The sequence below is a fragment of the Bifidobacterium boum genome, from assembly GCF_000741535.1.
Taxonomy (GTDB): Bacteria; Actinomycetota; Actinomycetes; order Actinomycetales; family Bifidobacteriaceae; genus Bifidobacterium; species Bifidobacterium boum.
On sequence record NZ_JGYQ01000015.1, the window covers coordinates 39,760 to 52,667 of the forward strand.

The 12,908-nt window shown below is 60.6% G+C and carries 9 protein-coding genes; 1 reads left to right on the forward strand and 8 read right to left on the reverse strand.

The window, feature by feature from the left end:
* Window positions 1-48: 48 nt before the first annotated feature.
* Window positions 49-1,065, forward strand: a complete 1,017-nt coding sequence (locus tag BBOU_RS04995) for an FAD:protein FMN transferase (RefSeq protein WP_026503125.1) — start codon at window positions 49-51, stop codon at window positions 1,063-1,065.
* Window positions 1,066-1,613: 548 nt separating this feature from the next.
* On the opposite strand, the gene BBOU_RS05000 is transcribed toward BBOU_RS04995, so the two are convergent.
* The 8 genes from BBOU_RS05000 to BBOU_RS05035 form a co-directional block, all read right to left on the reverse strand.
* Window positions 1,614-2,318 (reverse strand): ABC transporter ATP-binding protein, encoded by a 705-nt coding sequence (locus BBOU_RS05000; RefSeq protein WP_026503124.1) that lies wholly within the window; start codon window positions 2,316-2,318, stop codon window positions 1,614-1,616.
* Window positions 2,311-3,162: an ABC transporter ATP-binding protein gene (locus BBOU_RS05005; protein WP_026503123.1), complete on the reverse strand. Its 852-nt coding sequence runs from the start codon at window positions 3,160-3,162 to the stop codon at window positions 2,311-2,313. Before BBOU_RS05005 ends, BBOU_RS05000 begins: the two co-directional genes overlap by 8 nt.
* Window position 3,163: 1 nt before the next feature.
* On the reverse strand, window positions 3,164-4,270 hold the full coding sequence (locus BBOU_RS05010) for a branched-chain amino acid ABC transporter permease (protein ID WP_033490241.1): 1,107 nt from the start codon (window positions 4,268-4,270) through the stop codon (window positions 3,164-3,166).
* A gap of 2 nt (window positions 4,271-4,272) precedes the next feature.
* Entirely contained in the window at window positions 4,273-5,196 is a 924-nt protein-coding gene (locus tag BBOU_RS05015) for a branched-chain amino acid ABC transporter permease (protein ID WP_152595610.1), read from the reverse strand.
* Between the two features lie 194 nt (window positions 5,197-5,390).
* On the reverse strand, window positions 5,391-6,587 hold the full coding sequence (locus BBOU_RS05020; protein WP_026503120.1) for an ABC transporter substrate-binding protein: 1,197 nt from the start codon (window positions 6,585-6,587) through the stop codon (window positions 5,391-5,393).
* A gap of 722 nt (window positions 6,588-7,309) precedes the next feature.
* On the reverse strand, window positions 7,310-8,716 hold the full coding sequence (locus BBOU_RS05025) for a Fic family protein (RefSeq protein WP_081815539.1): 1,407 nt from the start codon (window positions 8,714-8,716) through the stop codon (window positions 7,310-7,312).
* 324 nt (window positions 8,717-9,040) lie between these two features.
* Window positions 9,041-10,918, reverse strand: coding sequence for an ABC transporter ATP-binding protein (locus tag BBOU_RS05030; protein WP_026503118.1), 1,878 nt, complete (start codon window positions 10,916-10,918; stop codon window positions 9,041-9,043).
* Between the two features lie 66 nt (window positions 10,919-10,984).
* Complete coding sequence (locus BBOU_RS05035) at window positions 10,985-12,880, reverse strand: ABC transporter ATP-binding protein (protein WP_026503117.1); 1,896 nt, start codon at window positions 12,878-12,880, stop codon at window positions 10,985-10,987.
* Window positions 12,881-12,908 lie beyond the last annotated feature (28 nt).

A 12,908-nucleotide genomic window follows, 5' to 3' on the forward strand; every position in this document is an offset into this window, starting at 1 on the left:
TACAGACACGGCTTCCTATACTTTCGCACGACTTGTACGATGGGCGCCATGAGTGAATTGCAGGAGCGGATGCCGTATGTCGCGGCGTTTCCAGAAGCACTGGGCACCGGCATCATCGTGCGGAGCGCGCAGACAATCAGCCCGGTATTGCAGCGAGACCTGCAATCGCTGATCGACGAATACGATGCCACGCTCTCCCGATTCCGTACGGATTCGTTAGTCGGGCTCATGGCGGCAGCGACATGCGGCGGTTCGTTCGATTTCCCCGACTGGACGCTGCCGCTGTTTGATCTCTATGATGCGTTGGATGCCGCGAGCCGCGGGGCGATCGACCCCTGCGTCGGCGAGGATCTGATCCGACTCGGGTATGGCGCCGACATGACGTTCACCATCGAACCAGACGCGCATGAGCATACCGGCAGCATCCATGGCCGACCCACATGGCGAAGCGACGTGGAACGGCACGGCACGACGCTGGTGACGCGTCGCGCAGTGCATCTCGATTTCGGTGCGTGCGGCAAAGGCTATCTGGTTGATCTGCTTGCGAGACGGCTGCGGCAGAGCGTCGGAAGCGACCTGCTGATCGACGCGGGCGGCGACATGACCGTCAGCGTTGCCGACGCCGCACAGCCGGTGACAATCGGTTTGGAAGACCCGGCGGATGCGTCGAACGCGGTCGGCATCGCGCACATGGCGGACGGGTCGTTGTGTGCGTCGGCGCCAAGCCGGCGGCACTGGGGAGCGGCGCACCGGTTGCATCATCTGCTCAACGCCATCGACGGACTGCCGGCACACCGTGTCGCCGCATCATGGGTGGCCGTGCCGCGTTCTGCCACAACGCTTCCGGACCGGTCGGGCGTCCCGGCTGGCACTGCGACCGGCACTGTGGCGGACGCGACATTCTCAGCGTTTCCGACCGCCATCGCTGACGGACTGGCGACCGCCTTGTTTGTGACCGAGCCGGATCGGCTCGCTGAATATGTTGCGTTCTCCTGCGCACTGTTGACCCCTGACCGTCGCGTGATACTGAGTCGCTGGTTCCCCGGCCGTTTCTTTACAGCGTAGCCGGATTGTGTGGATGGTCTCGTCACGATTACCGTGTTGCGGCAGTCCGCCCATCGGGCGGCACTGGTGCCGGATTCGGCGTTGCACGGTATCAGGCGGACTGCGGAATCGGCGGCCGGCAGCAATGGTCGGTTGCTGCGTTCGAGCTCAGGAAGTGACCGATTGCGCCCCGACCGGTTACTTCTTCATTCGGTATCGGGCAGTGATGTGATGATTCGGTCGCACTGTAGACGGGTACCTTGCCCGTCGAGGCGGTATCGTGACACTACCCGTCCGCCGTGCGACCGAACAGTCACACCGCAGACAGATACCGCGCGCCCCCAACTCAATCATGACACTATCTGTCCGCCGTGTAACTGAGCAATCGCACAGCTGACAGATACCGTGCCCATCAACCACAATCGTGACTCTATCTGCCAGTTATGTGACGGGATAGTCACACGGTGGGCGGAATCAATCAGCCCGCAAACAGGAATACCCAAACCAAGAACCAAAAAGGGGAGAAAACAGGAACCCCGTTCTCTCCCCTTCACATGCGTGGCATCCGCTCACGCGCCGAGATATGCCTTGCGCACCTTCTCGTCATGGAGCAGGTCGCTGGCCTTGCCTTCCATGGTGATGCGCCCGGTTTCCAACACATACGCGCGGTCGGCGATTGACAGAGCCATCTTCGCATTCTGCTCGACCAGCAGCACGGTGATACCTTCCTCGTGCAGCTTTTCGATGATGCGGAAGATCTCCTTGACCAGTTTCGGCGACAAACCCATCGACGGTTCATCCATCAGAATGGTGTTCGGCCGACTCATGATCGCCCTACCCATGGCGACCATCTGCTGTTCGCCTCCGGAAAGCGTACCCGCCAGCTGGCGGCGACGCTCCTTGAGCCTCGGGAAATACGTGTACACCTTGTCCAGATCCTCAGCCACATGCGAGGTGTCCTTGAGGCTGTACGCACCCATTTCAAGGTTCTCTTGCACGCTCATGCGGGTGAACACGTGACGGCCTTCAGGCACATGCGCCATACCGAGGGTCACAATCTTGTTCGCCTTGGTTTTCAGCAGGTCCTGGCCGTTGAACACGATGCTGCCGGACCTCGCCGGAACCAGCCCGGTGATGGTGTGCAAGGTCGTGGTCTTGCCGGCGCCGTTCGCACCGATCAGCGACACAATCTCGCCGTCATCCACATGCAGGCTGATGCCCTTGACCGCGTCGATGGCACCGTAGGATACGCTCAGGTTCTTGATATCAAGCATCGTGCTCCTCCTTGCCATCAGTTGCGGCAGTGGCATCGCCGCCGTCCGCGGTCTCGCCCGCGTCATCTCCATCCTCGTCACTGCCGAGGTAAGCGGAAATCACCTTCGGATTGTGCGCGATTTCCTCAGGCAGGCCGGACGCAATCGTACGCCCATAATCAAGCACCTGGATGCGCTGGCACACGTTCATCACGAGGCTCATATCATGCTCGATCAGCAGGATCGCAATGCCGAACCGGTCGCGGATTGTGTTGATGCATTCCAGCAAGTCCTCAGTCTCGGTCGGGTTCATGCCGGCGGCCGGCTCATCAAGCAGCAGCAGCTTCATACCGGTTGCGAGCGCACGCGCAATTTCGAGCTTGCGTTGGGCGCCGTACGGCAAGTTCGCCGCCTGCGTCTGGGCGAGACCTTCAAGCTTGAAAATCCGCAGCAGGTCGATGGCCTTCCGATGCATCTCCCGCTCTTCACGCCAGAAGCGCGGGGTGCGGAAAATCGCGCCACCCATGTGGTAGCTGAAGGATTCGTTGAACGCGACAAGCACATTCTCTTCGACGGTCATCTGCTTGAACAGACGGATGTTCTGGAAGGTTCGGGCGATGCCGGCGCGAACGACCTGATAGGTTTTCTTGCCGTTCATCTTCTCGCCGTCCAGCCAGAATTCGCCGTCGGTGGGCTTGTACACGCCGGTGAGCAGGTTGAAGACGGTCGTCTTGCCGGCGCCGTTCGGTCCGATCAGGCCGACGAGCTCACCCTTGTTGATGGTCATGTTGAAATCGTCGACAGCGCGCAGACCACCGAAGGTGATGCCGAGATGCTCGGCGCGCAGGATTGGTTGTTCAGCCATCTCACGCCTCCTTTCCAGCGGGTTCGGCGCTCTTGGCGGCTGCGGTGGTTCCAGCGGTTCCAGCGCCTTCTGCCGCGATGGCCGCCTTCGCTGCACCGCCACGACCGTTGCGGTAGACGATGCGGTTGATGAGCTTCGGCAGCGAGAACTCCCACGAGCCGAAAATGCCCTGCGGGCGGAAGATCATGAACACGACCAGCACCACCGAGTAGGCGAGCATACGGTAGTCGGAGAACGCGCGCAACGCTTCCGGCAGGATCGTGAGCACGATGGCCGACAGAATCGAGCCGGTGAGCGAACCCATGCCGCCGAACACGACCATGATCACGTAGTTCGTGGATTGCAGCCAGCCCGCGTACGCCGGGGTGAGCGAACCCATGTACTGTGCGTAGATGCCGCCGGCGAGCCCCGCAAAGAACGCGGAAATCGCGAACACGAGCACCTTAAGGTAGGTGACGTTCAAGCCGGACGCGCTGGCCGCGATCTCATCGTCACGGATCGCTTTGACCGCGCGGCCGTACCGTGAGCGAGCGAACATGAACAGCAGCACGACGGTGACCACGGTGATCCAGAACACCACGTACAGGTTGGCGATACGGTCGATGCCGATCAACGCCTGACCGGCCTGTCCCTTGTCAAGGCCGACACCGCCGGCAGCCGGAATATTCTGGAGCACAACGCGGATGATCTCGCCGAAGCCGAGCGTGATGATCGCCAGGTAGTCGCCGTGCAGACGCAACGCCGGAATGCCGACCAGAATGCCGAAAATGCAGGCGATCACGGCGCCCACGAAAATGGTGAGCAAAAAGCGTGCGGTCGGGTCCATCGCGATACCCTTGGCGACGATCAGCTTGCTGAGCAGGGCGGCGGAATAGGCGCCGATCATTTCGAAACCGCAGCAGCCGAGTGTCAGCTGGCCGAGCACGCCGACCGTCAGGTTCAGCGACGTGGTCATGATGACCGCGATGCAGCAGGTCATCAAAATGCCCTTGATATACGTGTTCGCGGCACCGGATTCGCATATCGCCATGAGCAGGCCGAACAGGACGGCGATACCCACAGCGCACACGATATAGGACTGTTTCATGGAAAGCGCGGATTTCTTCATCGTCACACCTTCTCCGTCTCAGGCTCGCCCATCAGGCCGGACGGGCGTACCAGCAGCACGATGATAAGGATTGCGAACACGATCGCGTCAGAGAACGCGGACGTGATCACGCCGCCGGTAATCGTACCGATATAGGCTTTCGTGAGGCTTTCAATCAGGCCGATCGCCAGGCCGCCGACCATAGCGCCCGGAATCGAGCCGATGCCGCCGAGCACGGCCGCCACGAAGGCTTTCAGGCCGAGCATCATGCCCATCGTTGGGGAGACCTGCGGGTAGGACACGCAGTACATGAGCGCAGCGATAGCCGCAAGCCCCGAGCCGATGGCGAAGGTCAGGGTGATGGTGCCGTTCACGTTGATGCCCATGAGCAGGGACGCTTCCTTGTCTTCGGACACCGCGCGCATGGCTTTGCCTTGCTTCGTACGCTTCACGTACAGCTGCATGGCGACCATCATGACCACGCCGAGCACGATGGACACGATGGTCGCACCGTCGATCTTCAACTGGCCGATGGTCAGGGTCGGGATGGAAACAATGGTGGGCACCGTCTTGTAATCAGCGCCGAAAATCGCCTGCGAACCGTTTTCCAGCAGCAAGCTCATGGCGATGGCGGTGATCAGGGCGGTCATACTGTTGCCCTTCTCACGCACCGGCTTGTATGCCAGTCGTTCGACGAGCACGCCGACCAGCGCGCAGACCAAAGTCGCGGGAATAACAGCCGTCCAGGCGGGCATGCCCATGGCGGCGAGTGCTGGAATGCTGAGCATCAGCGTGTAGGCACCGATCATGATGAAATCGCCGTGCGCGAAGTTCAGCAACCGGATAATGCCGTACACCATCGTGTAGCCGAGCGCCACAAGCGCATACACGCTACCGATTTTCAGGCCGTTGAAAATCTGGCTGATGAACATGACGAAACCGCTCATCATTCCTCCTTTCGTGTGTGTGTCAATAGTTGGGGAATGGGATGGATGAATACAACAATGATGTGTGCCGCACCTCGTGAAAACCGCGAAAGCCGGCAAGTACGCGAATGGAGAGGGCCGGAACGACCCTCTCCTTCAACGCGGATTGTGTGTGTCTCACCGCACCGGCGTATCGGTACGGCAGACGGTCAGCCTCACTTGGTGGACGGCTGGATGGTGGTGCGGTACGTCGGCTTGCCGTCCTTGAGCTCAAGGACGATGACGGACTTGTTCGGCGAGCCCTTCTTGTCGAGGGTGAACTTGCCGGTTACGCCGCTGAAGGACATGCCGGCGATCGCGTTGCGCACCTGCTCGCGGGTCGGGTTCTTGCCGGCCTTATCGTAAGCCTGCTTGAACATGTACACGGAATCGTAGGCGAGCGCGGTGAAGGTGTTCGGCTCCTGGTTGTTGTTGGCCTTCTCATAGGACTTGATGAAGTCCTGCACCTTGGTGTTCGAGGTGTCGTCAGGCGAATAGTGCGTGGTGTACAGCACCTTGTCGTACTGGGACTTGTCGCCGGTGAGCTTCAGGCCGTCGTAGCCGTCGGGGCCCATGACGTAGCCCTTGTAGCCGAGGGCGCGAGCCTGCGGGATGATGTACGGGCCGGCGACCGAATAGTAGTACGGCGCGTACAGGAATTCGGCGCCGGAGGCCTGGATCTTCTGCAGCTGCGAAGAGTACTCGGTGTCATCGGCGCTGGAGGAGTTCTCCTCGTCGACCACGTCGAGGCCGTTCTTCTTGGCCGCGGCGGCGAAGGCCTTGCCCACACCGGAGGAGTACGGATCGCCGGTGCCGTACAGTACGGCGACCTTCTTGACCTTCAGGGTTTCAGCAGCGAACTTGGCTGCGATCTCGCCCTGATAGGAATCCTTGAAGCAGGTGCGGAACAGGTAGCCGCCGGTGGCGATGGAATCAGAGGTCGCCGCCGGTGCGATGGCCGGAAGCTTCGACTGGTCGGCCAGAGGCGCGACCGCCGCCGTGGTGGAGGAGATTGTCGGGCCGAGCACGGCGAGGACATTGCTATCGCCGGCGAGCTTGTTGAAAGCGTTCGACGCTTCAGTGGCGTCGCCCTTGTCATCCATGCTTTCCAGCTTGATCTTCTTGCCGTTCAGGCCGCCCTTGGCGTTGATTTCGCTGATGGCCAGCTTAAAGCCCTTGAGCTCGGCCTCGCCGTATGCAGCGGCGGTGCCGGAGTTCGTGGTGATGCTGCCGAGGGTGATGGTGTTGCCGCTGGCTGCGCCTGCGGAGCTGCCGGAATCGTCCATGCTGCCGCCGGAGCAAGCCGCCATAGACATCATCATGGTCGCGGCCGCCGCGATAGCGGTCGCCTTGCCGAAGAACGTTGCGTTCATCAGGAATCTTCCTCTCTACAAAAGATTCGGGGAATAATCGTGAGAATTCGTCGGGATGCCTTGGACGTGCGGCATGTCATCGGATCAATCCGCCGGTCAACGTCTGGCAAAGGTTCTTCGGGCTTTTGGCCTTACTGGAATCGAACTCTTCTCAATCTATTGCTGAGCTTCTTTTATACGCGAGGATTGCGAGGATGTAAACGGCTTGTCCTTATATTGAACGCTTCGATAGCTTTATATTGAGACAATTTATGTTCACTATATGAACATACCGTTGAGGAATCGGCTTGATGACGCGATTGTGCCTGACGGTGTCAAGGTGGTGTGAAAGTTGCGACTGGTGGATTTCCCAGCTGTCTGTGATGTTGCCGACGTATTGGCGCGGAGTAACGTGACGCCGGCGGACACATGGGCGTGATGTGGGGTGCTGAGTGCGGGCTCCGACCCTCACATGGCATACCGGCCCGCCGTGTGACTATCCGGTCGCACCGCAGCCAGATCCAAGCCCGAGGTATCCGCCCGCCGTGTGACGCACCGATCGCATCACAGCCAGATACTCCAGAGGAAACCGGTCCACGACCAAACTACCCGCCACCGTGTGAGCCAATCCTCACACAACGACCAGCACGATTCGCTCACCTAGCCCGCCTGCGCGAACTCGCCCGCCCAGACCCTACTCCCCGCAACCCGAGCCATCACCCAGACACGCGCTATTGCGCACCTTACTGCCGACGGATCATCTCGGCGTACTCGTCCAGCGCACCCAGGACCCGTCGCTCCTCCCAGACCCGCCCCCGTTTGCCGCCAGACACTTCCACCAGCACCCCAGAACGCTCGAGCTGGCCCACCGCTCGCGCCGCCGAAGCCGACGAAACATCCAAAATCCGCGCGACGTACGGCACATTGACCACCGGCTGCTCCACCACCAGCGGCAACAGCTTCCAGCCGAGCGCGTTGCGTCGCAACGGCAGGCCATGCAGCCGGTCGGCATCATCATCGAGAATGGCGCTCAAGGTGTCGATAAGTTCCGTTCCCGTGTGCGCGGCGTATCGCGCGGCAGACGAGAAGCATTCCAGAATCGGCCGCGCATCGCCCTCCCGATACGCAGTAAGCGCATCGAAATATCGTTCGGTGTCATGCAGGATTCCAGCGGACACCGGCGGTGTCATAGCCGGTGTCAATCCTTTGCCGCGCAGCATGGCGTGAATCAGCGCTCTGCCTACACGCCCGTTGCCATCGATGAACGGATGGATGGTCTCGAATTGCGCGTGCGCGATGGCGCATTGCGCAAGAATGGGCAGATCGTCGCGGCCAATAAAAGCGACCAGATCGGCCATGCAATCAGGCACTTGGCCGGGCTGCGGGGCTACATGCGAGGCGCCACGCGGGCCGGCGGAACTGACACCCACCCATACCAGCTGGTCGCGGTACCGTCCCGCGCGATCTTTCCACTCCTCACAGCCGCCCAACAACGCGGCATGCATCGCAAGAATGTTCGCTTCACTCAGATTCCGGGCGAATTCGAGCGCGGTTTCCATGGCCCGCACATTGCCCACCACCAGCGCGGCGTTGCCTCCTTGGGAGCCGTCAAGCGATTCTCGCGCAAGGCGTCGCGCGCCTACGGTGAGGTTTTCGATACGCGACGATGACGTGGATTCGGTTCGCAGCAGCACTGCCGACAGCGGTCCCAAGGTACGCCCTCCGGCGCTGAACCGTTCAGCGGCGCGACTGTCGAAAGCAACGAGCTGCTGGGTCGCCTCGTCGAGGTCGGCGGCAAGATCGGAGGGAATCGTCAAACTGATGGCCGCGATGCGCGCGGGACGGGTGGAATAGTAGTTCCCCGACGCTTTGCGACGCGCAGTGCGTGAATAGTATCCGTCATCGGACGGTGTCCAGTAGTGCTCTTCGAGCTCTACCGGCGGCACTCGGCACGGTTCCGGAGGGGCGGATTGCGCGGTGTTCGCCGTCAGCATGGGTTGCGCGGGCACCCCGGTACCATCCGTATCACCGAAAGACAAGATGCTTTGAACTCTGGTGTTTTGGACCTTGATGCTCGGCTTTTTCGCGGCGTCTGTCGTCGTGTGGTGCGATTCGTCGCCGATGGGGCGGCTTGCATTGGTACCGGTCATCGCATTCCTCTCGTCTGTTTCACGCCGCCTGAGTGCACGCTATCTGCGCTCACGCTATCGGAAACGCCGTTCCAGCGATATCCGAGCCGCGCTTATTATCACTTAGCCTCTAACTGATAATAACATCGTCTCTTATTATCACTTAACGGCTAAGTGATAATAAGGGACGACGGAAACGCCGCGAAATGCACGGCGCCGGGAGAGCATCGGACGAGACGTCAATCGCGAGACCGAAACGGTCAGCGCGCAACGCCGAGCGAAACGCGAAGCGCCAAACGCGCGGCATCAAACGCAAGGCACCAGGCTCAGCGCCCTACCCAAGCCTCACGCAACAAGCGAGGCGAACTGACTGTTGTACAGATCGGCGTAGAAGCCGCCCTTGGCGAGCAGCTCCTCATGAGTGCCGCGTTCGATGATGTCGCCGTGGTTCATGACCAAGATCATATCCGCATTGCGGATCGTGCTCAGGCGGTGCGCGATCACGAAGCTCGTTCGGCCGACGGCCAGCTGGTCCATGGCCTTCTGGATGAGCTCCTCAGTACGCGTATCCACCGACGATGTCGCCTCATCAAGAATGAGAATCGGCGCGTCCTGCACCATCGCGCGCGCGATGGTGAGCAGCTGCTTCTGCCCCGCGGACAGCGCGGCCTTGTCGTCAAGCACCGTGTCGTAACCCTCAGGCAGCGATTCGATGAACCGGTCAAGCCCCACGGCCTTCGCCGCGGCACGCACCTGCTCGTCGGTCACACCCTGCTTGTCGTACACGATGTTCTCGTGTACAGTGCCTTGGAACACCCAGGTGTCCTGCAGCACCATGGAGAACTGGCGGTGCACTTCGGAGCGCGGGATGGACGCGGTCGGCACGCCATCAATGCGGATTTCGCCGCCATCCAGCTCGTAGAAGCGCATCAACAGGTTCACCATTGTAGTTTTGCCTGCGCCCGTCGGCCCGACGATTGCGACTTTCTGCCCGGCTTTCACGGACGCACTGAAATCGTGGATGACCGGCTTGTCGGGCTTATAGCCGAAACGCACGTGGTCGAAATCCACATCGCCGCGGGCACGGTCACCCAACGCATCGCTCATATGCGCATGGCCTTGTGCCGCCTCGATTTCGGCGCGGTGTTCGGCGAAACTGCCGGTCGCGTCAACGCTCATCTCCGGCTCCTCAAGGAACCCGAACACGCGTTCCGACGCGGCCGCGCACCGCTGCAGGTTCTGCGTCGCCTGAGCGAACTGCGCCAGCGGTTGCGTGAACAGGCGGATATACATCATGAACGCCACGATGACACCGAATTCGATACGCCCGTCCATCGCGAGCGCCGCACCCACCACGCACACGGCCACATAGCCGAGGTTGCCGATGAAAGTCATGAACGGCATCATGAGGCCCGACAGGAACTGCGACTTCCAGCCGGATTCGTACAGGCTGTCATTGTAGCGTTCGAAAGTGCGGATGGAGTCGGCCTCACCGGAATACGCCTTGACAATCAGATGCCCGGCATACATTTCCTCCACATGCCCGTTGGTCTGGCCCAACGCGATCTGCTGCTGCAGGAAGTACTTCTGCGAGAACCGCATAATCAGCGCCATAAGCACGAGACCGATGATGCTTACGCCGATAGCGGTGAGCGTCATTGTCACATTGTTGGCGAACATCATGATGAGCGCACCGAAGAACAACGTGACCGACGTGACGAGCGCGCCCAGGCTCTGGCCGAGCGTCTGGCCGATGGCATCCACATCGTTCGTGATGCGGCTCAACACATCGCCATAGCTCATGTTGTCAAAGTATCGCAGCGGCAGACGGTTGATTTTCTTGGAAATATCGTCACGCAGGCTTTGCGCGGTACGCTGGCTGATCGTCGCCATAATCCAGCTTTGCGCATAACTCAACAGCGCGTAGCCCACGTACAGCGCCACCAGCGTGAACCCGATACGGCTGACGGCCTGCAAATCGATGCTACCGAACACCGGCTTGCCGTGCACGATGGCAGGCGTCACACCTTTGATGATCTCATTGGTGATGTCCTTGAGCTTGTCCGGGCCGACAATCTGGCAGACCGTGCCGGCGGCACCCAGAATCAGCGCGATGATCATCGCAGGCAAGTAACGCTTGCAGTATGCGGCAAGCTTGCCCATAACAGCATTGAAATCCTGCGGTTTTTCAACCACTCCACGAGCTCCCGGCCCATGGCCCATTGGTTTTGGCATATCTTGTCCTTTCACGAAGCAAAAACGCGGGATCCGGCATGCGCCGGGCGCATGTCAGGAGGCGAGTTCCGCCTCGCTCAACTGGCTTTCAGCGATCTGACGGTACACATCACAGGTGCCGAGCAGCTCCTTATGCGTGCCCTGACCCACGACACGACCCTGATCAAGCACGATGATGCGGTCGGCGTCCATAATCGTGCCGATACGCTGGGCGACAATCAGCTTGGTGGCGTCCCCCGCCTCACGGGCGAGCGCCTCACGCACATCGTGATCCGTACGGAAATCAAGCGCGGAGAACGAATCATCGAATACCAGAATCTCCGGATGACGCCACACGGCACGGGCGATGGACAGGCGCTGCTTCTGGCCGCCTGACACGTTCGTGCCACCTTGGGCGATATCGGCCTCATACGTGCCGTCCATCCGCGTCACGAACTCGTCGGCTTTCGCCACGGCGACAGCCTGACGTACATCCGCCATCTGGGCGTCGCTCAACATCTCGCCATTGCCGGACTGCGCCCGCAGCGCTTTCTCACGCTCACGGCCCTGCGGCATGGATGTGTCGGCAAGCTCGATATCAGCCACACTCTGGCCTGCTGGGCGCACACCCGCCTGACTTTTATCACCAAACGCCACATTCGAGGCGACCGTGCCCTTGAACATCACGGACTGCTGCGGCACGTAGCCGATCTTGTCACGCAGTGACTGCACCATGTAATCCTTCACATTCACCCCGTCGACAAGCACCTGGCCGTCGGTGGCATCATAAAAACGCGGCACGAGGTTCACGAGCGTCGTCTTGCCTGAACCGGTGGAACCGATGAACGCGACCGTCTGACCGGGTTCAGCGGTGAAACTCACATGCTCAAGCATCGGCTCGCGCGAATCAGGGTAGGCGAAGCTCACGTCGCGGAACTCCACGCGACCACGAATCGGCGTACCATCAGGGTTGTTCGCGCCTTGCGTGCGCTCGCCGTCGGTGATACGCGGCGTAGTGTCAAGCACTTCGAGAATACGTTTGGCGGACACGTCGGCACGCGGCCACAGCACGAACACCATGCTCATCATCAGGAAGCTCATGATGACCTGGATTGCGTAGCTGGAGAACACGACCATGTTGGAAAACAGGGTGAGCTTGTCCGTCAGGCCGGCCGCGTCGATCAGGTATGCGCCGATCCAGTACACGGCGAGCGTCAAGCCGTTCATGACGGAGTTCATCAGCGGCATCATGATGGACATCATGCGGTTGGTGAACAGCTGGGTGTCGGTCAGATCGGTGTTAGCCTTGTCGAACTTCTTCTGCTGGTAGTCTTCGGCGTTGTAGGCGCGCACTACGCGCAGGCCGGTGAGGTTCTCGCGGGCCACGCGGTTGATGTTGTCGGTGAGGGCCTGCATACTGCGGAATTTCGGCATGACCAGCACCATGATGATGGCGACCGCACCCATGACCAGCGCGAGCGACACGCCGGTCGCGGCCGTCCATTCGACACCCTTGCCGGCGATTTTCGCGATCGCCCACACCGCCATGATCGGCGACTGCACGAGCATGAGCAGACCCATGGTGAGGAACATCTGGATCTGGGTCACGTCATTGGTGGAGCGGGTGATCAGGCTCGCTGTGGAGAAGCGGTTCAGCTCTTCGGGGCCGAAGGATTCCACGCGGCGGAACTGCAGCGAGCGCAGACGCTGAGTGAATGAGGCGGACACACGTGCGGTGATGAACCCCACGGCGACAGTGGTGAGCATCGCGCCAAGCGCCACGGCGAGCATTTTGCCGCCGGCGATCCACACGTCATGCATCTCGCTTCCGGGGGTTTCCACAAGTTTGGTGATGTCGGCCATATAGTCGGGCAGCTTGAGCTGGAGCGCCACACCGCCCACGATGAACAGCAGGCCGATGAACAGTTGGAACCATTCGGCCTTGGATAAGTATTTGCAGATTCGTACCACAATATGTCCTTTCGGATACGAGGATCGA

What these genes read in the sequence shown, in the direction of transcription:
- BBOU_RS04995 (WP_026503125.1), top strand. Translation starts at nt 49, where the DNA reads ATGAGTGAATTGCAGGAGCGGATGCCGTATGTCGCGGCGTTTCCAGAA.
- BBOU_RS05005 (WP_026503123.1), bottom strand. Translation starts at nt 3,162, where the DNA reads ATGGCTGAACAACCAATCCTGCGCGCCGAGCATCTCGGCATCACCTTC.
- BBOU_RS05015 (WP_152595610.1), bottom strand. Translation starts at nt 5,196, where the DNA reads ATGAGCGGTTTCGTCATGTTCATCAGCCAGATTTTCAACGGCCTGAAA.
- BBOU_RS05020 (WP_026503120.1), bottom strand. Translation starts at nt 6,587, where the DNA reads ATGAACGCAACGTTCTTCGGCAAGGCGACCGCTATCGCGGCGGCCGCG.
- BBOU_RS05000 (WP_026503124.1), bottom strand. Translation starts at nt 2,318, where the DNA reads ATGCTTGATATCAAGAACCTGAGCGTATCCTACGGTGCCATCGACGCG.
- BBOU_RS05010 (WP_033490241.1), bottom strand. Translation starts at nt 4,270, where the DNA reads ATGAAGAAATCCGCGCTTTCCATGAAACAGTCCTATATCGTGTGCGCT.
- BBOU_RS05025 (WP_081815539.1), bottom strand. Translation starts at nt 8,716, where the DNA reads ATGACCGGTACCAATGCAAGCCGCCCCATCGGCGACGAATCGCACCAC.
- BBOU_RS05030 (WP_026503118.1), bottom strand. Translation starts at nt 10,918, where the DNA reads ATGGGCCATGGGCCGGGAGCTCGTGGAGTGGTTGAAAAACCGCAGGAT.